Origin of the sequence: Microbacterium sp. PRC9, from assembly GCF_031844125.1 — a bacterium.
GTDB lineage: Bacteria > Actinomycetota > Actinomycetes > Actinomycetales > Microbacteriaceae > Microbacterium.
This window is the reverse complement of record NZ_JAUZUR010000004.1, coordinates 123,943-143,953: the sequence shown is the minus strand read 5'-3', so window position 1 is coordinate 143,953 and position 20,011 is coordinate 123,943. Positions and strand designations below refer to the sequence as shown.

Annotated in this window: 25 protein-coding genes and 1 tRNA gene; 5 read left to right on the top strand and 21 right to left on the bottom strand. The window is 58.5% G+C overall.

Annotated elements, in window-relative coordinates:
• The first annotated feature begins 47 nt into the window (after window positions 1-47).
• Window positions 48-120 (top strand) — tRNA-Ala (locus Q9R33_RS09955).
• A 61-nt stretch (window positions 121-181) separates the two neighbouring features.
• On the opposite strand, the gene Q9R33_RS09950 is transcribed toward Q9R33_RS09955, so the two are convergent.
• Window positions 182-826, bottom strand: coding sequence for a M15 family metallopeptidase (locus tag Q9R33_RS09950; protein ID WP_311293649.1), 645 nt, complete (start codon window positions 824-826; stop codon window positions 182-184).
• Between the two features lie 87 nt (window positions 827-913).
• On the opposite strand from Q9R33_RS09950, the gene Q9R33_RS09945 reads away from it, so the two are divergent.
• From Q9R33_RS09945 to Q9R33_RS09930, 4 genes are read left to right on the top strand one after another with little or no spacing between them, the layout of a single operon-like run.
• Window positions 914-1,594: a response regulator transcription factor gene (locus Q9R33_RS09945; RefSeq protein WP_056367406.1), complete on the top strand. Its 681-nt coding sequence runs from the start codon at window positions 914-916 to the stop codon at window positions 1,592-1,594.
• A 10-nt stretch (window positions 1,595-1,604) separates the two neighbouring features.
• Complete coding sequence (locus Q9R33_RS09940; RefSeq protein WP_311293648.1) at window positions 1,605-2,672, top strand: HAMP domain-containing sensor histidine kinase; 1,068 nt, start codon at window positions 1,605-1,607, stop codon at window positions 2,670-2,672.
• Window positions 2,673-2,716: 44 nt separating this feature from the next.
• Complete coding sequence (locus tag Q9R33_RS09935) at window positions 2,717-3,193, top strand: VOC family protein (RefSeq protein ID WP_310246839.1); 477 nt, start codon at window positions 2,717-2,719, stop codon at window positions 3,191-3,193.
• A complete protein-coding gene (locus Q9R33_RS09930; RefSeq protein WP_311293647.1) occupies window positions 3,190-3,912 on the top strand; it encodes a PQQ-dependent sugar dehydrogenase in 723 nt (240 codons plus the stop codon). The genes Q9R33_RS09935 and Q9R33_RS09930 overlap by 4 nt, the downstream gene beginning before the upstream one ends.
• 50 nt (window positions 3,913-3,962) lie before the next feature.
• Here the strand turns inward: Q9R33_RS09930 and Q9R33_RS09925 are convergent, their stop codons facing one another.
• The 20 genes from Q9R33_RS09925 to Q9R33_RS09830 all read right to left on the bottom strand — a co-directional run bounded on the left by Q9R33_RS09925 (window position 3,963) and on the right by Q9R33_RS09830 (window position 19,953).
• Complete coding sequence (locus tag Q9R33_RS09925) at window positions 3,963-4,298, bottom strand: Lsr2 family protein (RefSeq protein ID WP_311293646.1); 336 nt, start codon at window positions 4,296-4,298, stop codon at window positions 3,963-3,965.
• 34 nt (window positions 4,299-4,332) lie between these two features.
• Window positions 4,333-4,587 carry a hypothetical protein gene (locus Q9R33_RS09920; RefSeq protein ID WP_311293645.1) on the bottom strand — a complete coding sequence of 85 codons (255 nt, stop codon included), beginning with the start codon at window positions 4,585-4,587 and terminating at the stop codon, window positions 4,333-4,335.
• Window positions 4,584-4,784 (bottom strand): hypothetical protein, encoded by a 201-nt coding sequence (locus tag Q9R33_RS09915; protein WP_311293644.1) that lies wholly within the window; start codon window positions 4,782-4,784, stop codon window positions 4,584-4,586. The genes Q9R33_RS09920 and Q9R33_RS09915 overlap by 4 nt, the downstream gene beginning before the upstream one ends.
• An 18-nt stretch (window positions 4,785-4,802) precedes the next feature.
• Entirely contained in the window at window positions 4,803-5,186 is a 384-nt protein-coding gene (locus Q9R33_RS09910; RefSeq protein ID WP_311293643.1) for a hypothetical protein, read from the bottom strand.
• A 572-nt stretch (window positions 5,187-5,758) separates the two neighbouring features.
• On the bottom strand, window positions 5,759-6,130 hold the full coding sequence (locus Q9R33_RS09905) for a hypothetical protein (protein WP_311293642.1): 372 nt from the start codon (window positions 6,128-6,130) through the stop codon (window positions 5,759-5,761).
• Window positions 6,127-6,933, bottom strand: coding sequence for a fibronectin type III domain-containing protein (locus Q9R33_RS09900; RefSeq protein ID WP_311293641.1), 807 nt, complete (start codon window positions 6,931-6,933; stop codon window positions 6,127-6,129). The genes Q9R33_RS09905 and Q9R33_RS09900 overlap by 4 nt, the downstream gene beginning before the upstream one ends.
• A 214-nt stretch (window positions 6,934-7,147) precedes the next feature.
• The gene (locus tag Q9R33_RS09895; RefSeq protein ID WP_311293640.1) at window positions 7,148-8,710 is read right to left on the bottom strand and encodes a hypothetical protein; all 1,563 of its coding nucleotides are present in this window, start codon (window positions 8,708-8,710) and stop codon (window positions 7,148-7,150) included.
• Between the two features lie 131 nt (window positions 8,711-8,841).
• Window positions 8,842-9,198, bottom strand: coding sequence for a hypothetical protein (locus Q9R33_RS09890; RefSeq protein WP_311293639.1), 357 nt, complete (start codon window positions 9,196-9,198; stop codon window positions 8,842-8,844).
• A 6-nt stretch (window positions 9,199-9,204) separates the two neighbouring features.
• Window positions 9,205-10,302, bottom strand: a complete 1,098-nt coding sequence (locus Q9R33_RS09885; RefSeq protein ID WP_311293638.1) for a hypothetical protein — start codon at window positions 10,300-10,302, stop codon at window positions 9,205-9,207.
• Between the two features lie 504 nt (window positions 10,303-10,806).
• Complete coding sequence (locus Q9R33_RS09880; protein ID WP_311293637.1) at window positions 10,807-11,493, bottom strand: hypothetical protein; 687 nt, start codon at window positions 11,491-11,493, stop codon at window positions 10,807-10,809.
• 2 nt (window positions 11,494-11,495) lie between these two features.
• Window positions 11,496-11,897 (bottom strand): hypothetical protein, encoded by a 402-nt coding sequence (locus Q9R33_RS09875; protein ID WP_311293636.1) that lies wholly within the window; start codon window positions 11,895-11,897, stop codon window positions 11,496-11,498.
• A complete protein-coding gene (locus tag Q9R33_RS09870; protein WP_311293635.1) occupies window positions 11,887-12,252 on the bottom strand; it encodes a hypothetical protein in 366 nt (121 codons plus the stop codon). Before Q9R33_RS09870 ends, Q9R33_RS09875 begins: the two co-directional genes overlap by 11 nt.
• A gap of 28 nt (window positions 12,253-12,280) precedes the next feature.
• Entirely contained in the window at window positions 12,281-14,002 is a 1,722-nt protein-coding gene (locus Q9R33_RS09865; protein WP_311293634.1) for a hypothetical protein, read from the bottom strand.
• Between the two features lie 3 nt (window positions 14,003-14,005).
• On the bottom strand, window positions 14,006-15,070 hold the full coding sequence (locus Q9R33_RS09860; RefSeq protein ID WP_311293633.1) for a hypothetical protein: 1,065 nt from the start codon (window positions 15,068-15,070) through the stop codon (window positions 14,006-14,008).
• Between the two features lie 92 nt (window positions 15,071-15,162).
• Complete coding sequence (locus Q9R33_RS09855; protein ID WP_311293632.1) at window positions 15,163-16,707, bottom strand: hypothetical protein; 1,545 nt, start codon at window positions 16,705-16,707, stop codon at window positions 15,163-15,165.
• Window positions 16,708-17,228: 521 nt separating this feature from the next.
• Window positions 17,229-17,456, bottom strand: coding sequence for a hypothetical protein (locus Q9R33_RS09850; protein ID WP_311293631.1), 228 nt, complete (start codon window positions 17,454-17,456; stop codon window positions 17,229-17,231).
• Window positions 17,457-18,172: 716 nt separating this feature from the next.
• The gene (locus tag Q9R33_RS09845) at window positions 18,173-18,316 is read right to left on the bottom strand and encodes a hypothetical protein (RefSeq protein ID WP_311293630.1); all 144 of its coding nucleotides are present in this window, start codon (window positions 18,314-18,316) and stop codon (window positions 18,173-18,175) included.
• A 534-nt stretch (window positions 18,317-18,850) separates the two neighbouring features.
• Window positions 18,851-19,126: a hypothetical protein gene (locus tag Q9R33_RS09840; protein WP_311293629.1), complete on the bottom strand. Its 276-nt coding sequence runs from the start codon at window positions 19,124-19,126 to the stop codon at window positions 18,851-18,853.
• 10 nt (window positions 19,127-19,136) lie between these two features.
• The gene (locus Q9R33_RS09835; protein WP_311293628.1) at window positions 19,137-19,334 is read right to left on the bottom strand and encodes a hypothetical protein; all 198 of its coding nucleotides are present in this window, start codon (window positions 19,332-19,334) and stop codon (window positions 19,137-19,139) included.
• A complete protein-coding gene (locus Q9R33_RS09830) occupies window positions 19,327-19,953 on the bottom strand; it encodes a hypothetical protein (protein WP_311293627.1) in 627 nt (208 codons plus the stop codon). The genes Q9R33_RS09835 and Q9R33_RS09830 overlap by 8 nt, the downstream gene beginning before the upstream one ends.
• Window positions 19,954-20,011 lie beyond the last annotated feature (58 nt).

Genomic DNA, 20,011 nt, shown 5'->3' with positions numbered 1-20,011 from the left:
ATGTTGTAAGCTAGACGAGTTGCCCCGCGAGAGTGGGGACAGCATCCGGGCCTGTGGCGCAGCTGGTAGCGCACCTGCATGGCATGCAGGGGGTCAGGGGTTCGAGTCCCCTCAGGTCCACCGAGAAGGCCGCCCGATCAGGGCGGCCTTTCGCTTTTCGCGGGCATCTCGGCGCTTGCCGTCACCCGTGCATGCGCGGGTCGTGGGCCGGGTCGGCGTAGGGCGCCGGACAGCCGTGATCGATCGCTTCGGGACGCAGCTCGAAATGCCAGGACTCGTTCCCGTACGTCTGGCAGAGCCCGTAGGCGGCGCCATTCGCCGTCAGCCAGTCCACGGCGTCGTACGAACCGACATCGACCGCGTCGCCCGCCACATGGGCCGAGGTTGCGGACGACGCCACCCAGCGAGCGGCCTCCTCTGCCGAGCCGTACTGAGACACGGCCTCCTCCAGCAGCTGGTCCTGGTACTCCGCGGAACGCCAGCCGCTGTTGACAAGGACGATGATGTCGGCGGCGGCCGCATCGTGCGACGCGCGCTGGAGCGCATCTCGCAGACCCTGCGACAGACCCGCGATGCCCGGGTAGGCCTCGTCGAACGCCGTCGCACCGGAGGGAAGCAGCCCGTCTTCCTCGGTGACCGCCCCGTCGGGAGGCGGCGGCACGTCGGCGAGCGACGCGCCATCGGCGATGCTGCCCGTCGGCACGGTGGCCGACGCCGACCGATATACCGCGGCACCGGCGATCGCGAGGGCGCCGATGAGCAGCGACACGAGCACGGCGCGGAGCGCGCGCCGTGATCTCGCAGGGGCGGTTGCTGTGGGGTTCATGCTCCCAGCTGACGTGCGCGCGTGTTGCGAGAGGGTATGCAGTTTCGGATACGCGGACGATATGCACCGGCTCGTAGCATCGAGGGCATGCGCGTGCTGGTGGTGGAGGACGAGCCCCTGATGGCGGAAGCGATCCGTGACGGGCTGCGCCTCGAGGCGATCGCGGCCGACATCGCCGGCGACGGCGACACCGCGCTGGAGCTGCTGAGCATCAACAGCTACGACATCGTCGTGCTCGATCGCGACATTCCCGGCTTGTCGGGCGACGAAGTGGCCGCGCACATCGTGCGATCCGGCAGCGGCATCCCGATCCTGATGCTCACGGCGGCGGACCGTATCGACGACAAGGCGACCGGATTCGAGCTGGGCGCCGACGACTACCTCACGAAGCCGTTCGACCTGCAGGAGCTCGTGCTGCGGCTGCGGGCGCTGGATCGTCGCCGTGGCCACATCCGGCCGCCGGTCCGGGAGCTCGCGGGGCTCCGATTGGATGCTTTCCGGCGCGAGGTCTACCGCGACGAGCGCTACATCGCCGTGACGCGCAAGCAGTTCGCCGTGCTGGAGGTCCTGATGAGCGCCGAAGGCGGCGTCGTGAGCGCCGAGGAGCTGCTCGAACGCGCGTGGGACGAGAACGCCGACCCCTTTACGAACGCGGTGCGCATCACGGTCTCGGCCCTGCGCAAACGACTGGGGGAGCCCTGGGCCATCGCCACCGTCCCCGGAGTCGGCTACCGGATCGACGTCGACGACAGCGCGCGGCATGACTAGGGCGCCCGGCATGAGCGTGCGGCTCAAGCTCACCCTGAGCTACGCCGGATTCCTGATGGTGGCCGGCGGGCTGCTCCTCGCCGTGGTGGGGGTCTTCCTGCTGAGATACGTTCCGGACGGGCAGATCACGGGCCCGGGGCCCTTCGTCCCGAATCGCGGCGACCTCGTCCGCGCCTTCACGCCGGCGGCCTCCTGGGCGCTCATCTTCCTCCTCGTGTTCGGACTGCTCGGCGGCTGGATCCTCGCCGGACGGATGCTGGCGCCGCTGGCGCGGATCACAGCGGCGATGCGCCTCGCCGCGAGCGGTTCGCTGTCGCATCGGATCGCTCTCCCCGGTCGCCACGACGAGTTCCGCGAGCTGGCCGACAGCTTCGACGCGATGCTGTCGCGCCTGGAGGCGCACGTCGCCGAACAGCGGCGGTTCGCAGCGAACGCCTCGCATGAGCTGCGCACGCCGCTGGCGATCACCCAGACCCTGCTCGACGTCGCCCGAACCGACCCCGACCGGGACGTCGACGCGCTCATCGAGCGGCTCCGCGCGGTCAACACGCGCGCGATCGACCTCACCGAGGCGCTGCTGGTGCTCAGCCGGGCGGAGCAGGGCTCATTCGCCCGTGACGCGGTCGATCTGTCACTCCTCGCCGAGGAGGCCGTGGAGACGCTGTTGCCGCTCGCCGAGGCCCGAGGCGTGACCGTCCACGTGAGCGGCGTCGCCGCCTGGACCGGCGGCTCTGACGCGCTGCTGCTCCAGCTCGTGTCGAACCTGCTGCACAACGCCATCGTCCACAACCTCCCCGAGCACGGCACGGTCGACGTGATCACCTCCGCACGCGGCGACACGGTGGAGCTCGTCGTCGAGAACACCGGCGAGGTGCTCAGCCCGGCGCGGGCAGCCACCCTGGTCGAGCCGTTCCAGCGTGGCAGCGAGCGTGCCCGCACCGGCGATCATGCCGGAGTCGGGCTGGGCCTCGCCATCGTCCGGAGCATCGCGGAGGCCCACGGCGGGACGCTCGCGCTCATGGCCCGGCCGGAAGGCGGCCTGCGCGTCACGGTGCGGCTCGGCACGCTGCATCCGTAGTCCGCCCATTGCGCGGGTGCGGCGCGTCGACAAGGGTGGAGCGCATGAGCGCTGTGACCCCGTTCCTCTGGTTCGACGATGCCGCGGAGGAGGCGGTCACCTTCTACACCGCCCTGATCCCGGACTCCGAGCTCGTCACGATCGACCGGTACCCGGACGAGGTGCCGGGCATGGGCGGCAAGGTCATGCACGTGCACTTCCGGCTCGGCGGCCGCGACTACTTCGGCATGGACGCCGGCCCGCAGTTCCCCTTCACCGAGGCTGTCTCGCTGTACGTCGCCTGCCGCGACCAGGCCGAGGTCGACCGCTACTGGGACGCCCTCACCGCGCAGGGCGGCCAGGAGCAGCCCTGCGGATGGCTCAAGGACCGGTGGGGCCTGTCGTGGCAGATCATCCCCGACCGGCTGGTCGAGCTGATCCGCCACCCCGACCCTGACATCGCCCACCGCGCGGTGCAGGCGATGCTCCGCATGCGCCGCATCGATCTCGCGGCCCTCGAGGCTGCCGTGGCAGCCGGATGAGACGCGACGCCCGGTGGGCGGCGGTCGGATGCCTCGTCCTGGCGCTGACCGCGTCAGCCGGGTGCACCGCCCCGGCGCCTTCGCCGGCGCCCTCGTCGCAGGCGCCCACGATCGGCCCGAGCACGGCTCCGGCAGCCGAGACGTGGTGGCGTGCCGGGTCGGTCACGGGAACCCTCGCGTCGGAGCTGGTGGCGCCGTGGTCGGTCGTGCCCCTCGACGGAGGCGGCGCGCTCATCTCCGAACGCGGCGACGGCACGGTGCTCGAGCTCACCGCGGACGGTGGGGTCCGCACGGTCGGCGTCATCCCCGCTGTGGTGTCGGGCGGCGAATCCGGCCTTCACGGCCTGGCCCTGCACGAGGCCGACGGCGCGCGCACGCTCTTCGCCTACTTCGGCGCGAGCGACGACAATCGCGTGGCACGGATGCCGCTGCTCGGCGACCCGGGATCCTTCGAGCTGGGCGAGCCTGAGGTCATCGTCGACGGCATCGCGCGGGCGAGCACCCACGACGGCGGGCGCCTCGCGTTCGGGCCGGACGGCTACCTGTACGTCACGACAGGGGATGCGCAGCGGCGCGACGCCGCGCAGGACCCGGACGACCTCGGCGGCAAGATCCTGCGCGTCACCGTCGACGGCGACCCCGCTCCCGGCAACCCGTGGAACACGCGCGTCTGGTCCATGGGACACCGTAATGTCTCTTTGAGTCAGGGGTCAAGCTAAGAATTAGAAGAGGGCACCAGCCGTAGCCAGTGCCCTCTTGAGGGTGTTGTTCAGCGGGTCTGCCACGCCTCCAGAACCTTGTTGGGGATACGGCCACGGTCGTTGACCTCATAGCCGTTCTCCTTGGCCCACTGGCGTACTTCCTCCAGTGCGTAGGCAGGACCACCAGCCTTGGACTTGGCGGCAGGTGCCTTGCCTACCTTCCGTGCGGCATCGACGTAGGGAGCGATGAAGTCATCCAGCTTTTTGGCATTCTTCTTGCTCAGGTCGATTTCGTAGGAGACACCACCGTACGTGAAGGTGATGTTCTCAGCGTCGGTCTCGGGAAGTTCTTCACCAGTCAGGTCATCAGTGATGAGGGTCTGGGAGATGATGCGCTTTGCCATGCCCAACACCTTAACTGAAGAAGGCTTTGAGAAGCTACTTGTTGAGAAGACCGTTGACCACCTGTGAGAGGACTACAGCGCCGATACCGGCGATGCCTGCCGCTCCCCACACCCACTTCTCTAGTGCTCGGATGCGTGCTTCATGGTCTGTCACAGTTGGGGTCCTGCCCTTGAGTTCTGTTACGTCGTTCTGGAGGCCTAGGAGGAGACCATAGATGTCGTGCATGGTCACCTTTACGTGTGGGTCTACAGGCACAGGCTGTGTTGGGTTCTCGGGTACTGCGGTCATAGCCCATCACCTGTATCCGTGTCGGCATCGGGCTTCTCGTCCGACTGCACGAAGAAGATTGCGGTAATCAGAGGGATGATGACGGGCACGGCTTCAGGCTTCAGCCATCCCATGAGGACAGCGAAGGGCACGAAGGCGATAGCTACGCCGTACATCCAGCGGCGAACAGTAGGAGTGAGGATGTTCTTGAAATTCATGTTTAGTCCAAAGAAGAATTAGCCAGCGTAGAACTGGACTGTCATGGTTGCTGACCAACCTCCACCACCAGTGGTTGGAAGAACACCAGACGTTCCCGAGTGCTCACCTGTGGTCACGTAGAAGCAATCACCAGCATCAACAGACTGGAAGGCCTGAAGGGTAACCGTGTCCCTCTTGCCGGAAGTGGCGATGTAGCCATAGGCGTAGACCAGTCCTGTAGTAGTTCCCGCGCTGGCGTCGTAGTACATAATCTGCGCGTAGGGAGACAAGCCAATGCTGATGCTGTTCTCGAAGGAGATAGAGGCTGTCACCTGTGCGCGGCCACTCGTAGATACGTAGATGGCACCACTGGAGCGGCTGAGATGGCCGTCTGGGTCATCCTCAAAGAGGGTGGTATCCATGAAGCCAGGGTCAGAGCCAACAATCATCATTGGTGGCAGACCACCAGCACCGTCAATGCCATCCGCTCCTGCTGGACCAGTAGCACCTGTGGGACCTGTTGGGCCGGTAGGTCCTGCTGGGCCTGTGTCGCCAGTGTCTCCCTTATCGCCCTTCGGTCCTGGGACGGTGGAAGCGGCACCAGTAGCACCAGTTGGGCCGGTAGGACCTTGTGGGCCTGTGTCTCCGGTATCGCCCTTTGGGCCTGTGGCTCCAGTAGCTCCTGTTGGACCTGTAGGACCAGTTGCACCAGTAAGGCCCTGGATACCCTGGAGACCTTGTGAGCCTGTGTCTCCCTTGTCACCCTTAGGACCAGTAGCGCCTGTTGCTCCAGTCGCTCCTGCGGGGCCTGTAGGTCCTGCTGGTCCTGCTGGTCCCTGTGGTCCTACAGGGCCTCCTGGGTCTCCAGGATCACCCTTAGGGCCTGTCGCTCCTGCTGGTCCCTGAGGGCCACGTGGACCAGGAACAGTGACCTCAGCGCGCTCTTCAGAAACCACCTGAACCTGAACGCTGTCAGTGGTCTTCACCTGAGTAGTCATCGGGTCACGTCCTGACTTACCGATACACGGCCCTCTGCCCAACGTGTGGCCTTGCCGTCAGCATCGAAGACCTTCAAATCCCAGATGCCTTCCTTCCTGGAATCCCAGTCACTTCCGGATGTGTTGCTACGCGGAATGACGATGGTTACCCAGCCGGTCACTTCATCAATTTCGATGTGTGCGCCAACGGTGTTCTCGGAGTCCATCTCAACCCAGATAGCGCCTCCATACGACTTGCGAAGCTGTGCCTGAGCACTGGCAGGAATGATGGGGTTACCTGAACTGTCCAGGCGTCGAAGAGTCCACTCATGGTCAGTGCCACGGTAGATAGTGCGGTCCCAGCGGATTGGTTCTGATGCTGTAGTCATGTCGCGGCCTTCCATGCCGTGCCGTCCCACACGAAGACTTCACCAGTCCTCCATGCGGTTCCGTTCCATACGAAAATTTCTGTTGGCTTCCACTCAGAGCCGTTCCACACGTAGAAGCCTGAGGGAGTCCTAAAGGTGGTCTCAGCGCTCTTGGGCGCGTATCCCTGGCTGTTGTGGGCATAGACAACGGCGTAGTAGTTCTGACCAGGCGTGAGGCCTGTAATCGTCTTAGAGAGCGTTGAGCCGTCAACTGGGTAGTCCACATAGCCAGCACCGTCAGCCGGACTGGAGGTCCTGACCCTGAGTAGGTACTGGTCAATACCGGCACCGTTGTTGTTGGTGTTGGCTGGCCAGGTCAGAGTTGCCTGTGTCGGCAGGAGGCCAGAGACCGTTGGCTGACCGTTGGTAACAGGAGCCTTCGGGATGCGTGGAGACTCACCCTCCGTGACTGTTACTCCACCGTCACCGATAGAGCCATGGCTGGTGTCAATCCACGCCGAAACGTTGAAGGCACCTAGGTAGCCGTTACCGTCATGGCCCACATTGAACGTCGTATCCAGTAGCCAGATGTCTCCGGTACCGGGGGACAGGATGCGGAAGGTTCCTCCCCAGCTAGCACCAGGAGCGCTGGCACTCCAACCTTGGTCAACAGAGTTGGCGAAAGAGCCATATCCGTTGCCCTTGTAGACCACCTGGACACGGAACGTCGAATAGTTGCCACCGTAGTTCTGCGACTCGCGATAGACGTTAATCCAGACTTGCTGGTTACCGGGTCCGTTTAGTTCACCTGTTCCTGCTGGCATTATGCGTACCTCACGAAAATCTCACCTACGGTGTTGCCAGACGTACCTGGAAGCACCGTGCCTGTACGAATGCGGGCAGGGTTGTTGAGCTTGATAGCACCGATGTAGTCACGGGTCTTGTTCTCTTCGGTGTCCAGGGTGTTAGCCAGGGATGCACCAGATACGAGGTCCAGACCAGCGGCGGCGGCTGTGTCTCCAATTGCCATGAGAACTCCTAAGAAAGACTGTCGATGGTTCCCGGAAGGGAGTCGATGATTGGTACCAGAAGGTCAATAGCGCCCGCTGGTGTGGTGCGGAGGCCTGCGGATTCGAGTTCCATAAGGCCTGTGTTGAGTTGGAAGTTGACAGAGGTCAAGCGGCCAATCTGGTCAGCCGTTCCAGGTAGGGAGATACCAATTTCCATTCCTGGTGTTGCCGTGTATTCAGTGGCAACCGAAACGGTCTGAGTGCGACCCTGACCCTTCATCTTGTTCAAGATGGCCTGAGCCATACCGGGACCCGGATAAGGCCTGTTCTCCTCACGAAGATGTACGCGGCCAGCTACACCAGCGGTGTCAACCTTCACTTGGTTATTGCCGTCTTCGTCCACCCACGAGAAGCGGACAACAACGCCTGTGGCGTAGAGACCGGAAAGGCCTCCCATATCGTCGGTGCCATCAGTGGTGTTGTTGGTACGTGCCGTGACGCGACCAGGGACGTTGTAATCCGCTGGATCAATCAGGAACCAACGGCGCTGTTCATCACAGAACAAGCGGAGCTTGGCGGCACCTAGGAGCGGCTGTAGGAAGTCCCACGCGCTCACTCCTGCCTTCCAGTTGAAAAGCTCTGGAAGGCGCTCTAGAACGGCTGTGCGCTTCGACGCGCTGAGGTCTTGCAACCCTTCCCAGTCGTAGACGTAATTGGCCGTGTCAGCCGTGTCACCGTCGAAGTAGACGGCATCCTCAGCCGCAGTGCCAGGACCGCGCTCAACCAGGGTGATTCCGTCCCAGCGAATCTGACCAACGGTGTGACCAAGGTAGAACCTCAGTTCAATTCCCGTGAGTTCCTTAGGCAGGGTGAACTCAACAGACAGGCGGGTCGGCGTGTTGAGGACGTTGGGTACTTGCACAGATTGAACCGACTGGTAAGTACCGGAAGGGAGCCACCATGCCACATACACCCGTCGTGAGCGGGCATGCTCGCTACCTGAGCAGAGAGTCTTTACGTTTGCGGTGGCGCTCAGTACGTAGGTCTTTCCACCCTGCAAGCCGGGGTAGATACTTCCCGTGCCCGCGCCAACTTGCAGGTAGCTGTCAGTACCGGTCGGGTTATAAATGTTGTAACTGTCGCCGTCACCCGAGATAGACCACGTAGTGTCATTGATGTCCAATGAGGCCTGGTTCACGAGGTAGCCAGTTACCGCTGGCTGACCAGTTGCCGCTGTACCTGGGTCGGTAATGATGTTGCGGGCATCCCAGTAGGCAGTCAGGTTGGCGTTGGTAGTTCCACTCTGGAGAGCGGCACCAGGGATAGCCTTGTTGAGAACGAAGTTGACTAGGTTCCTGAGGTTGGCCTCATAGCTCCTGGTGTCAACGTCCACAACATCCGCGTAGGACTGAAGAAGGTACTCATCAGTGGCAAGGTCAATAGCTACAGTGCGGTTCTTGTGGTCAACCTTGCGATTCATCATCGCCAGGTTGAAGGTTCGGGTGTTGGTACCCGAGACCTCAGCGTTGATGGTTACGCGCTGTGGTGGGTAGGCGTTAGGGTCCAGGTCTTCTAGAAGCTCCTCATCCATGAGGGGGACCGTGACTAGACCCAGACCGAATGGAGCCGTGCCCTCATCAAGAGTGATGTCACCTTCCGAGATTGGAAGGGAGTCAGAACCGAAGGTGGCAGTTGCGTTTGGGTGGTTATCGAAGGCCATTATTATGAAACCTCCTGGTATCCGACGTTGACCCACCAGAGGTTGACATCTGCTGTGCGCTCCATGTCGATGGAGCCATCCAGGGCGAACGTCATGCCCACGGCTGGGTTATCTGTGCTGGTGAAGATGAAGCTGGTTTCAGCGGCGAAGAGGTTGAGCGCTGTGAAAGCCAGTGCTTCCGACGTGTAAAGAAGTCGGAGGCTTCCAGAACGTGGACGTGGAGCGATGTAAGACACACCAATAGAGCCGTCCAGAAGGTCATGAATGATGTTCCTGGACTGGCGGGAAGGTGTGTAGCCCTCAACTGAGATTGGAGCGGTAGAACCTGCTCCATTGGTTGCTGTGATTGTGTAGGTCATGATCTATCACCAGGCCTGCGGAACACCACGGATAATGGCGCTCTTCGGGTTCGGACGCCAGTTGTCATAAGCGGAAGTGTCAATAGCGAACTTCACTGTTTGTGTCTTAGGCGTGAGGTTCTTACGCTCCAGTGCGTCAAGGTCTTCGTAAGCGGTCTGGGTCTTGGCATTAACCACGACTTCCTTACCGCCAGGAAGCTCATAGATGGCGTTACCTAGGTCGTCTACTTCACCCGTTGCCGTACCTGACTGAATCGCCATCTCATACAGCTTCGATGTGTAGATGTCAGCACCTACTGCACCTGCCTCTAGACCTTGTGCGGTACCGGTCAATGCACCCTGAAGCTCATTGACTCGGGCCACCGAAGTCATTGTGTTGTTGGCACCTTCGTTGAATGCGGCATTCAGGGCCGGGAGGCCATCGCCTGTGGCAAGAGCGGAAACTACGTCCTTCAGGTCCCAGCCGGATACAGCGGCAATATCCTGAGCTTGCTTCATCTTGTCAATGTCGGATGTGTAGTCCTTAATGGCTTCCGACTGGGCGATAATCTCACCAGACTCAATGACGGAGAACGCGTAGTCATACGCGGATTCCTTGGCCTCATTAGTGGCTTCTTCCACCTTTGACCAAGTGTCAGTGATTACACCTACTGCGGCGGCGGCACCTGCGGCGGCAATACCGATTCCAGGGATTGCGGCAGTAACACCACCCAGGGTGCCCTGAACGAGTTCACCCACGGACTCCATGGAGCCATCGAAAGAAGAAGTGACCTCAGACAGGTTGGAAAGAGCTTCTTCCTTGAATTCGTTGGAAGCATCCTTGGCGTTGCCAAAGCCCTTCTTGGCACCGTCGCCAACGTCCTTGGATGCATAACTCAGCTTGTCCAGGGACTTACGCGTCTCGTCAAGTTCCTTATCCAGGTCCTTGGTTGCGTCCTGAGCCTTGTCTAGCTCCTTATCGATGTCCTTACCGAAGTTGGTATCACCCAGCTTCTCAAGGGCCTCCTGAGCGTCTTCTACAGGCTCGATGAGGCCATTCTTGACACCCTTCTCAAAGGGTCCCGTATCGATACCTACGGGAATCTCAATTGGACCGCGTGCCATGGCTAAGCCTCCTCAATGGCCTCATGGATGGTGCGCCTTGCCGTCTGTACCCAGAGGGAGGCGAAGCGTGGGATGGAGTCAGAAGCGGCTGGGTAGACCACGGCACCGTTCCTGTAGCGAGGTCCGAAGACATCACCTAGGCGACGCTTGTACGTCGTGCCCTTCTTGGTGCGGGATGTGATGATCTTCTGTGCACCACCACCGAACTCAGTAGCTCCAGTGATGCGGTCAGAGGACTTGCCACCCTTGAGGGTGAGACCTCCGGAACGTAGGAGAACGTTCCGGGAGGTCACACCTACTCGTGCCGACGAAACCAAGACAGTCTGCTGAAGCTTGGTCATTCCACGGCCTCTGGTCTCTTGGAACCAGATGGGCTGTGCTTCTGCCTTAGTAGCCGCGTTGATTTGCTTACGCGTCTCCGGACCAACGGCCCTGAGAGCGATGGCAAGATCACGAAGAGGGCTGTCAATCAGGAGCGAGATAGAACCCACTCCCTTAGCCATGTCAGACTCCCGTGGCTGTGACGTTAGGAGCGGTACCACCAGTGAGAGCGTGAGTAGGCACCATGGTTACTTCACGGTCAAAGACGATGGTGTACGCGGATGCCGTACCACCTGTGATGGTTGCGGCACCGTAGCCAGTGACACCAGCCAGAGCGTTGATGGCGGCTGTAACTGCGGAAGTAGCCGCGTTGTAGGCCAGTGGAGCGGTCTTGTAGCCGTTGAACTCCAGCGCGTACGTGCCACCCGTAGGAGTACCAGTGATGGCAATAGCCCACTGGTTGTCCTTGTTGACAACGCTTCCAGAGAAGATCGGCTTACCCACCGTCTGGAGAGCCACAGAGAAGACGGCAGGAGTGTTGATGGTTCCACCGATAGTGGTAGCCGCCAGTACTACAGTGCCGGTCCAGGAGCCTCCAGGAACCGTGAGGTTAACCGATGCCTGGACACCCTCGTTGGTTGTCAGGAAAGAGGTCAGGCTGTTAGCCGTGGCCCAATCCTGGAAACCGTCAAGGTTGAGAACCCAGGCGGAAGAACCACCGAAGCTGGTTACCTTGCCAGAGATGTCAGTAACGGATGCTGTTGGCTGAGTAGGTGCCCACTCTGCCTTGTTGACGTGTGCCGTGTACTCGTCAGCGCCAACCTTGAAGGTGGCCTTGAAGAGGTAAGGCTGTGCATTGATGATTGCCATGATTACTCCTCAGAGTTGGCAGTAGAAACGAGTACTTGAATTGGGATACGGAACCAGGTTTCGCCTGCGTCCGTGATGGCCTTCTCGACGTTCTCCCAGGAGATGCCAATGGCTTCATCCAGGGCCTTGAGAAGGAGCGGGAGGGCCGGGAGAAGGCGGGCTTGTGCCTTCACCAAATCCCTCTCAGGTGTTGAAAGAACTAGGTCAAACTCAGCGGCGAACTGAGTTAGAGGGAGTTGGCCACCAAAGGACTTGTTGGAGAATCCTGTGAGGCCGTAAGTGAGGACCAGACCAGTGGTGTTACCCAGGCCTACTGAGCCGTCAAGAACCTTCCACGTAGTGGGAAGCTCTGCCTTCAGGTAGGCCTCTAGGTCTGCCGTGACGGATTCGAAACTAGAAGACATCAGCCGCTCCGCTCTGTGGACGGATAATGGCCTTGACGGTCTTATCCAGAGGGCGAGGAACGAAGCTAAAGCCTTCGGTTCCTACGTTGCCGTTCTCGTCAGCACGTCCCGCATTCCAGAGGCGCTTAGCCTGCTCTAGCTGGGCATAGACGTAACGGACTGGCGGATTCTCGTAGAGGTCTTCCGCTTCCTCTTCCGTCTCGACTGGTGGCGCGTAGGACAAGACCTGTGTCTGAGCTACGTCAAGCAACATGCCGCATAGCTCTTCGTTCTCGATGGGCGCGTCAGACCACACCTGAACCAGGCGTTCCTGGGCGTCAGGTGTATCTGAGGCGAACCATGTTGAAGTGGTCATTGGTCTTGTCCTACGCGTTCCCTAGTGCTTAGACAGCGCCGATGATGGAGACGGACTCCGGACGGACAATGAAGGTCTCCAGGAAGGCGACCATTGCGCGGTCAACACCGAACTTTGCAACCTCAAGGGCGTCAATCTCTACGTGCTGTTCACGGAACTCAATGGCGTTCTTGGCACCTACGATGACCTGAGGCTTTCCAGCACCCAGACCCGTGAAGAAGGAGGCAGGAGCCTTGACAACGCGAACCTTGCCAGCCGTAGCCTCACCAGTGCCGATACCAACACCGAACTCAACGAACTCAGGAACAAGGTCCTTAGGCGTGTAGAGAAGCTGGTTCCATGCGAATGGGTTGACGATGGCGAAAGTAGCGTCATCACCGTTGTCAGATACCAGGTCGATTCCCTGGATAAGCTGACCCATTGCGGCGGTGTACTGCGTTGGGTAGGTGCCTGGAGCTACCAGACGGTCAAGAGCCGTGGTGGTCTTGGATGCAACCGTGAAGATGGTGCTCAGTGCGGCCTCATCGATGACCTTTGCGCCAGAGTCAACAACACCCTCAAAGAAGGCCTGAAGGACAGCTTCTCCACCGTCGAGGTACTGGAACTCAAGTGCGTAGTCAGCGGCGAAACCGAACTTACGAAGGGTGGAGCTAACCAGCGAAGTGGTAGCCGTACCGGTAGGGAGTTCTACCTTCTGACCGGCGTTGGCAACCTCAGATACCAGGGCAGTACCCTGAGCGATCTTGAAGCCCTTACGGCCAGCGATGTTGATTCCACCGAACTGGTGGTTCAGAAGCGAGATGTACTTCTGCTGGTAGCGCTTGCCCTGCCACAGCTTGCCCGTGAAGGTAGCTGGGATTACACCAGAGCCAGCCGTGGTGAGACCACCAGAGGCCTCAACCTTGATGTCAGCCAGTGCGGCCAGAAGAGTCTCAGCCTCCTGGCTTCCGCTGTTCTTGACTGCGGACATTGCGGCGAAGACCGTACCTAGGTCCACGTCCTGTGCCTTCTTCACTGGTGCGGCACCAGCCAGAAGGGTTGCCGGAACTGCCCCGGCCTCGTTTTCAGTAGCCATAACTGGCTCCTCATCTGTGTTGATGGATTCCTCAGCCGGGTTAGCTGGAGGTTCGGTTACCTCTGCCTCTTCGGCAGGGGAGTTCTGGAATGCGGCAAGTGCTTCCTGCACTGCCGTCTTGATGGCTTCGGAGACTTCACGAGTGCTCCAGGTGATGGAGGTCTCAGTGGCAGACACCGTGTCTGGTGTGTCCTCAGCGGCAAGGAGAGTGGCACCCTCAAAGGCGGGCTTCTCAACCTGTGCGGCGGCGAAGAGAGCGGCACCAGGAAGGGCCTTACCGTCACGGATACGGACCTTGGCAACCTCAGCGCTAAGGTTCTTGCGCTTACCGGACTTGCCCTCTTCAAAGGCCTTACGGCCTGCGTCTGTATCCGCGTACTTGAAGGTGGCCATTACGCCTTCGGGCTGTTCCCAGACCTTGGAGAACGCGCCAACTACGTCTTCCCTCTTGTGCTCGACGTTGAGCGACATGCCAGTGAGGTCAGAAGGAAGGACCACATCACCTGAGGCGAACGTGAATTCACCCAGGTTGGAACGGCTCTTCACGCCGAATGGGATGAGGAGGCCAGTGGCCGTGAGGTCTTCGGCAGAGAACTCCAGCGTTCCTGCGTCAATGACGACTGGTTGGGATTCCTCAATCAGTCGGTCAGAAGTGTTCTCGGTTGAATCAGTCATGAGTTACTCCGTGATTTCGGAAGGCTCAGGGTCCAGAACGGCTACAGGAGCCGGACCCAGTAGGGAAAGGTCAGCGCGAACTTCTGCACCTTCTCCAACCACGTCATCCATAGACAGGCGAGAAGCGATAGCTAGCGCATATGCAGAGGAACCGAAGACCCACAGTTCAGAGGCCTTGTTGTTCTCGTTGGTGTAGCTCATCTGGCCACCGTTGCCACCCTCCTTGGCACCTTCGATGAAGGAGGCTGGAACACCAGAGTGGTTGGCAAGCTGGAGGCGAAGGCTGTTCATGCCTGCCTCAAAGAGGTCAAGCTGGCCGGTAGTGCCACGCTCGATGACCTCAATGGAGGATGGAGTGACAGAGACAGAGTGCTTAGCGCGGTTCTCCACGTAGGACTTGACCAGCGCGGCCTTCTCCTCACGCGTCATCTCGTCCTTCTGAGGGTCCGTGATGTGGAGTTCAGTAGCGGCTGGAGGAGCGTCCAGGCGGGCCTGGCGTGCAAGCTCCAGCTTGCGTGCCTGGCGCACAGAATCGATGCCGTCTACTAGGAGACCGTTAGAACCCAGTGGCACCCAGATGAGGCGCTGACGGAACTTGAGCGGGATGGACTCGTTGACCTCAAAGCCACCTTCTCCGTTGTGGTCCCACAGAGAGCGTGGAATGTGGAGGAAGTCGTTAACCGTGTCATCCTCGTTGACCGTGGCACCTAGGAGGCACTGACCGAATAGGAATAGGTCCTTGACCATTCCCACCTGACGGACGTACGGAGAGACACCAAAGACAGAAGAGTTGCTTACCCAATAAGGCTGAGTGGTCAGCTTCTCGCCATCCTTGAAGACTTCGAACTTGAGAGGAGCGACAAGAGAAGTGTGGGCCTGAAGAGCGCGCTTCACTTCCGGAACCCTGAGAGCTAGCTCAGGCGTGATGACCGTAGCCGGAATTTCCTGCCAGAAGTCAACTGTGATGGCTTCTTGGAGCGAATTAGTAGAAAATGGAGAGACAAGGTTGGCTGGCAATGACTCGGGAGTGTACTTAACTCCACCTGTCAGAAACTGCCATACACCCATAAATGCCCTACTTCGTCAAAGGGATTATGTCCCTCATTCAAGTTTAGGGTATATACAGTTTGTGACGGCCCTAACTGAAGACTTCTTTTGGCTTAGAAGAAGTCAATAGAGATACCAGTAGAAGTTGGCTTCTCGTCCTTCACTACATAAGCGGCAAGAGCTACAGCTTCAAGGCCAGTGATGTCTGACTCACGTTGGATACGGTTGGCCTTCTTCGGCATACCGAAGGCCCATGAGCCAGAGTCTCCCCATGTGCGCTTTACGGCAATCTCTACCGCGCCATTCAATTCTTCCTGGTTGTAGTGCACAAGCTTTCCCTGATTCAGGGTGTTCATAAAGTGCACTGCGGCACGGCTGATGTCTTTGGCAAGCTGTGGCTTCTCGGATGGGCGAGGAGTGGACTCCCGAATCTGTCCCATTTCCACCTGTGTGGAGTTCGATGCCGTGTCAAAGATGATGGCGCGCTTGTGCTTCCTGGCGAGTAGGAGGAGCTTCTTGGAGAAGCCCTGTACGCCTTCCTGGTGCCACAGGAGAGCCACGTGTGTCTTACCCTCTTCGTCTAGCCATGAGGCCGCTACAGAGGCGTACAACGCGTCTGGGTGTACGAATGTGGACAGCGCGAAGACCTCTGGTAGCTCCACATCATCTAGGGCTGTCTCAGAGATGGATTCCAGCCACTTTGGCTGAGGGATGAGAGCCACGTTGGAACCCTCAGCACCGAAGAGGTTGAAGTACTCACGCGTGAACTTCTTCACTCCAAGGAGATTGAAGTTGTTCTTGATGCGCTCCAGTGTCGTCAGGGTGCCGATACCAGGATGCATGGAGAGGATGAGAGCTTCTGCTGTATCCCAGGTCTCCAGTAGCTCTGGGTCCGTGTCATCCGGAATCGAGAAGTTGAGCCGTCCTGCATTCTCATCGTTGAGGGTGTCCCAGAAGGTGGAACCCTCCCGGTAGTCACCAGCGGTACCGGCCAGGATTAGCTGACCCTCAGGCCTGGTGTCGAAGGAGGGGATGACAGCGGAGATGACATCTTCCCAGCGCTCAGGGCTGGCCTCTCCACCCTCGTCTAGTAGGAGAGTGTCATAGGCACCAGAGCGGATGGCATCGCCTTCAGGAGACAGCACAGCGAGGTTAGAGCCGTTCTTGAATTCCACGCGCTCATTACCGTTGGAGCGGATGACCTTTACCGGCCTGGTCTCCTCATCCGGCCACTGACGGACGATGGGTCCATACACATCCAGCCTGTAGCGCTCAGAGGTCTTCTTCTGCGTGGTGAGGAGCGCGAAGCCTGCATAGTGCACAGGGTTGAGGTAGCACCTACCCAGAAGCACACAGAAGGCCACTGTGGTCTTTCCAGAGCGCCTAGGCATGAGTAGAGCGCTGATGAGAATCTGTGACTCCTGAGCGGCTGTCAGGACATCCACGGCCTGGAGCATCTGAGGAGTGATGGAGTTCAGAAGACCATTGCGCGTGGTGGCATTCAGAAGCCAGGCACCAGTAAGGAACTCATCACGGGCACGCTGGGTGGTCAGCATCTCGGATGAGTCTCTTGGTGAAATGCCAGAGTCCCTGAGGGCGATCCATGCGGATTCCTCCCTCAGGGGATGTTCTGTCACTTCTACTGGTAGGTCTGTCATTTTCTACTTCTTGGTTTCAGTTACAACTCACTAACTCGGAGGGAGAGAGCGGAGTTGGAGCCGAAGGCGGGGGTTCCAGCGATCCGACTTAAAAAACGTCGGCCATTCGGTTTTCGAATCTGCCATCTCTAATCTGATGGCAGGTCTGACATAGCGCGTCATAGTCCATAACCATGGGTGACCATGCCATGTGCTTCAGCTTCTTGCCATCTGCGACTAGGCCTGACTGTTCATGGCTACTGGCATTCACGTAAGCCCACTCTTGAGCGGGTGCACCACATGGACAGGTGTAGTCACTTACCCTACCTCTGTATGCCCTGACTCGCTGGTGTGCCCCGGCGTAGCTCACAGGTGTAGTAGGTGGCATGGCCGGGTACTTACCCAGGTTGATAGGCCTAGGCGTGTAAGGCGCACGGTTCTTGTCGTACTCCTTCTGTTTCCCTGGGTGCTCCTCGCGCCAACGTGCCAAGTAGCAACGCCTACATTCCTGACTCTTCTTGATGAAGACAGGAGCGCCACACTCACACATCAGGTGTCACATCCTGTGGTGTCAGTGTGTCCAGTACCTTCTGGTACTCAGCGATAGCGGCTACATGCTCCATGCGCTTCTCATCTAGTCCCACTAGCTCTGACTCAGCTGTTGCCTTCTTGGCTAGGTAGTCAGCCTTCGTCTTATCGAGTGCACCTAGGATGTTCTGGCTTACGTTGATGGCATCCGTTAGTACACGGATTGCGTTGTCATTACTCATTTTCTTGTTCTTCTCCTCAAGCCCACTTAGGAGCCTTGAATGTGTTGGGTGTGCCCTTTGCCCTATTGGTGATGGCGGCACCTACCTTGCCTCCGTGTGACCTGTTGCAACGCACATGTTCTGGATGTGCATTGCTTGGTGTGTTGTCATCTGACAGCCGGTCAATGTGGCCAACGTCATACTTTGATTGCTCTGGGATTAGACGGCCACAACGCCAACAGAAGACTTCTTCTCCTCTTGCCCACTTCACCCTTGTCTGTGCACGGATGAGGGTGACTGTCCTTCTCCATGTCGGGTCTTGGTGCCTACTCGTCATCAGAACCTCCTAGAGCCTTATTGGCGTGCATGGAGTTCCTGTGTGCCTTTGCGAACTTGGATGCTCTGGCTCTTCCGTGAATCCTCGTATCGCTGGTGAATGGCCCGAAGTTCTCGTTACAGATAGTGCATACAACTACGTGCGTCCAGTCGGACGAATCTACGTAGATGAATGCTTCTCTTGCCATATATCAATTGTCCCAGAAATTCAAGGTGGGACGGCTCTTGCAATTTCTTCTTTATAGACAGCGAAAGACCCAACTACCTTCTCCGTAGTTGGGCCTCTCTTAGTTCTGGATGCCTGGTCCAGTTGCCATTGCTGGCGTCCTAGCGGAATCGAGCGATAGTAGTAGGTATTACCCAGATTCGTTTATGACCACGGTTGTGGCCACGGTCTAAGTTTAGTCGTCATTCTCCATGGCACGGCCCCAACTGGTGACTTCCTGCATGAGTCGGTCACGTGCTTCTTGCTTCTTATCCTCAGGTACATCCAATGCATGGATGATGAGGGATACGTTCATAGCGGCGATGAGTTCAGTAGTCATTTTCTAGTTCTTCTCTAGTAGCTGGGTGATGGCCTCTTCGAAGGTGAGTCCTTCAGCCATCTGGTTACGGATAAGTTCAGAAGTGGCCTCAAGAGCCTCTACAAGGCCCATCAGGCGTACTTCCTCTCTAGAGACCTCTGGTAGTCCATGGCCTTGTGGCAGGAGTGGCAGAGAGCCTTGTAGCGCGTGAGGTCTGTTGTGTATGGCACGCGGTACCCGTTCTCCATTGTCCACATCGGGTGTGGGTCTGAATGGTCGTAGGCCCACTGTGTAGCCATGTTCGGGCATCCACCTTCACACTGGCAGTAGTACTCACGTGCTGGACCTCTGTCAGTCCTTAGGCGTCCGTGTACTGCCTTATAGCCTGGGTTCTCGCTTCGTGGTCGTCCCATCTTGGACATTAGTTCTTCTCACTTCTGGACCCTCTATCTGAGGGCCTCAGTTTTACTATCGTTCAAAGTGAGAATGTCTCCATGGGCAAAGAAGAAGGGCCACAGGATATGAATCCCATGGCCCTATGAGGCGTCCCGAACCTCAGTCTGTGAAGCCTTCAACCATTTCAACCAGTTCATCCTGATAGGCCTTGTACTGGTCAGGGTCCGTCCAGAACTCACTGAAGCTCTCACCCTTGTCTTCACGTTCGTACTTGCACTCACTCTCAGGAGGATGGTTCTTCGTCCACTCCTCAGGGAAGGCACTTGCGTAGAACGTGGTGCAGTTCTCCCACGCCTGGTCATACAGGCTGGGTGCCGCACAGGCCGTGAGGCCAAGAGCGGCCACGATGCCGATAGCGGCAAGAATCTTCTTCATAGTCATATCCTTACGTCTCTTGAATCAATCCATCAAGCGCGGCCTCAGGGTTGAAGCCGTACTCCTTCAGTGCAACCAACATCGAGATACGACTAGATGCCTCACTCACAGTCATCTTGTGCCATTCGCTCTCATCCAGTCCAAGCTGGTTCTCAAGAGACAGGCCGTAGCTTCTTTGCTTCTGGGTGCATGGCCAGGTGTTACTCATCCACTTCTCCTGTCTCAAGATTGATGTTCTTGAACTTGTTCCTCATGTTGTAGACGGTGCGAAGCTTGATGCCCAGATGGGCTGAAGCTTCCTTGGCTGTCATGTGTGCGGTTTCGAGATAATCATCCAGGGTGTAGGTGCTATAGGCCTGACCAGCCTTACGGCCCTTCTCCTGAAGCTTCCGGTACTTATCCTCATCGAACTGAGCAATAGCCTTCTCTGCGGCCCTGGTGCATTGGAAGACAGCTTCCTTCAGGTCTGCTCCTCCATACTCAGTAACACCCAACATGGCCAATGCCTGACGTTCTGCATCCTGGTAGACGAAGAGCCAGAGGTAATCAGCCAGAGCCATCCCTTCAAGGGACTTCTGGCCAAGCTCCCTCATCCCAGCCTTGATGAGAAGTGAGAACAAGATTCTGTAGTAGTTCTGAGCAAAGCTCAGCTTGTCATCTACCTTGAGAGGTTCCTTAGTGAAGTCAGTACGCTTCTTGCTCTGGCTTACCTCTTCGTAGAGTTTCAGCCATGCTTCTTCTTCACTCTCTCTATGGTTATGTGTTAGTTGTTGCACAGCTTCAGAGCTATAGCTATCTCTATGGATAGTGTTAGTTGTTGCAATCATGACAAGTCCTTCTGAGGGCTGACAATCCCTCTACATCAAGACTGACAGATAATCCGAA

What these genes read in the sequence shown, in the direction of transcription:
- Q9R33_RS09950 (WP_311293649.1), bottom strand. Translation starts at nt 826, where the DNA reads ATGAACCCCACAGCAACCGCCCCTGCGAGATCACGGCGCGCGCTCCGC.
- Q9R33_RS09945 (WP_056367406.1), top strand. Translation starts at nt 914, where the DNA reads ATGCGCGTGCTGGTGGTGGAGGACGAGCCCCTGATGGCGGAAGCGATC.
- Q9R33_RS09940 (WP_311293648.1), top strand. Translation starts at nt 1,605, where the DNA reads ATGAGCGTGCGGCTCAAGCTCACCCTGAGCTACGCCGGATTCCTGATG.
- Q9R33_RS09935 (WP_310246839.1), top strand. Translation starts at nt 2,717, where the DNA reads ATGAGCGCTGTGACCCCGTTCCTCTGGTTCGACGATGCCGCGGAGGAG.
- Q9R33_RS09930 (WP_311293647.1), top strand. Translation starts at nt 3,190, where the DNA reads ATGAGACGCGACGCCCGGTGGGCGGCGGTCGGATGCCTCGTCCTGGCG.
- Q9R33_RS09925 (WP_311293646.1), bottom strand. Translation starts at nt 4,298, where the DNA reads ATGGCAAAGCGCATCATCTCCCAGACCCTCATCACTGATGACCTGACT.
- Q9R33_RS09920 (WP_311293645.1), bottom strand. Translation starts at nt 4,587, where the DNA reads ATGACCGCAGTACCCGAGAACCCAACACAGCCTGTGCCTGTAGACCCA.
- Q9R33_RS09915 (WP_311293644.1), bottom strand. Translation starts at nt 4,784, where the DNA reads ATGAATTTCAAGAACATCCTCACTCCTACTGTTCGCCGCTGGATGTAC.
- Q9R33_RS09910 (WP_311293643.1), bottom strand. Translation starts at nt 5,186, where the DNA reads ATGGATACCACCCTCTTTGAGGATGACCCAGACGGCCATCTCAGCCGC.
- Q9R33_RS09905 (WP_311293642.1), bottom strand. Translation starts at nt 6,130, where the DNA reads ATGACTACAGCATCAGAACCAATCCGCTGGGACCGCACTATCTACCGT.
- Q9R33_RS09900 (WP_311293641.1), bottom strand. Translation starts at nt 6,933, where the DNA reads ATGCCAGCAGGAACAGGTGAACTAAACGGACCCGGTAACCAGCAAGTC.
- Q9R33_RS09895 (WP_311293640.1), bottom strand. Translation starts at nt 8,710, where the DNA reads ATGGATGAGGAGCTTCTAGAAGACCTGGACCCTAACGCCTACCCACCA.
- Q9R33_RS09890 (WP_311293639.1), bottom strand. Translation starts at nt 9,198, where the DNA reads ATGACCTACACAATCACAGCAACCAATGGAGCAGGTTCTACCGCTCCA.
- Q9R33_RS09885 (WP_311293638.1), bottom strand. Translation starts at nt 10,302, where the DNA reads ATGGCACGCGGTCCAATTGAGATTCCCGTAGGTATCGATACGGGACCC.
- Q9R33_RS09880 (WP_311293637.1), bottom strand. Translation starts at nt 11,493, where the DNA reads ATGGCAATCATCAATGCACAGCCTTACCTCTTCAAGGCCACCTTCAAG.
- Q9R33_RS09875 (WP_311293636.1), bottom strand. Translation starts at nt 11,897, where the DNA reads ATGTCTTCTAGTTTCGAATCCGTCACGGCAGACCTAGAGGCCTACCTG.
- Q9R33_RS09870 (WP_311293635.1), bottom strand. Translation starts at nt 12,252, where the DNA reads ATGACCACTTCAACATGGTTCGCCTCAGATACACCTGACGCCCAGGAA.
- Q9R33_RS09865 (WP_311293634.1), bottom strand. Translation starts at nt 14,002, where the DNA reads ATGACTGATTCAACCGAGAACACTTCTGACCGACTGATTGAGGAATCC.
- Q9R33_RS09860 (WP_311293633.1), bottom strand. Translation starts at nt 15,070, where the DNA reads ATGGGTGTATGGCAGTTTCTGACAGGTGGAGTTAAGTACACTCCCGAG.
- Q9R33_RS09855 (WP_311293632.1), bottom strand. Translation starts at nt 16,707, where the DNA reads ATGACAGACCTACCAGTAGAAGTGACAGAACATCCCCTGAGGGAGGAA.
- Q9R33_RS09850 (WP_311293631.1), bottom strand. Translation starts at nt 17,456, where the DNA reads ATGAGTAATGACAACGCAATCCGTGTACTAACGGATGCCATCAACGTA.
- Q9R33_RS09845 (WP_311293630.1), bottom strand. Translation starts at nt 18,316, where the DNA reads ATGACTACTGAACTCATCGCCGCTATGAACGTATCCCTCATCATCCAT.
- Q9R33_RS09840 (WP_311293629.1), bottom strand. Translation starts at nt 19,126, where the DNA reads ATGAAGAAGATTCTTGCCGCTATCGGCATCGTGGCCGCTCTTGGCCTC.
- Q9R33_RS09835 (WP_311293628.1), bottom strand. Translation starts at nt 19,334, where the DNA reads ATGAGTAACACCTGGCCATGCACCCAGAAGCAAAGAAGCTACGGCCTG.
- Q9R33_RS09830 (WP_311293627.1), bottom strand. Translation starts at nt 19,953, where the DNA reads ATGATTGCAACAACTAACACTATCCATAGAGATAGCTATAGCTCTGAA.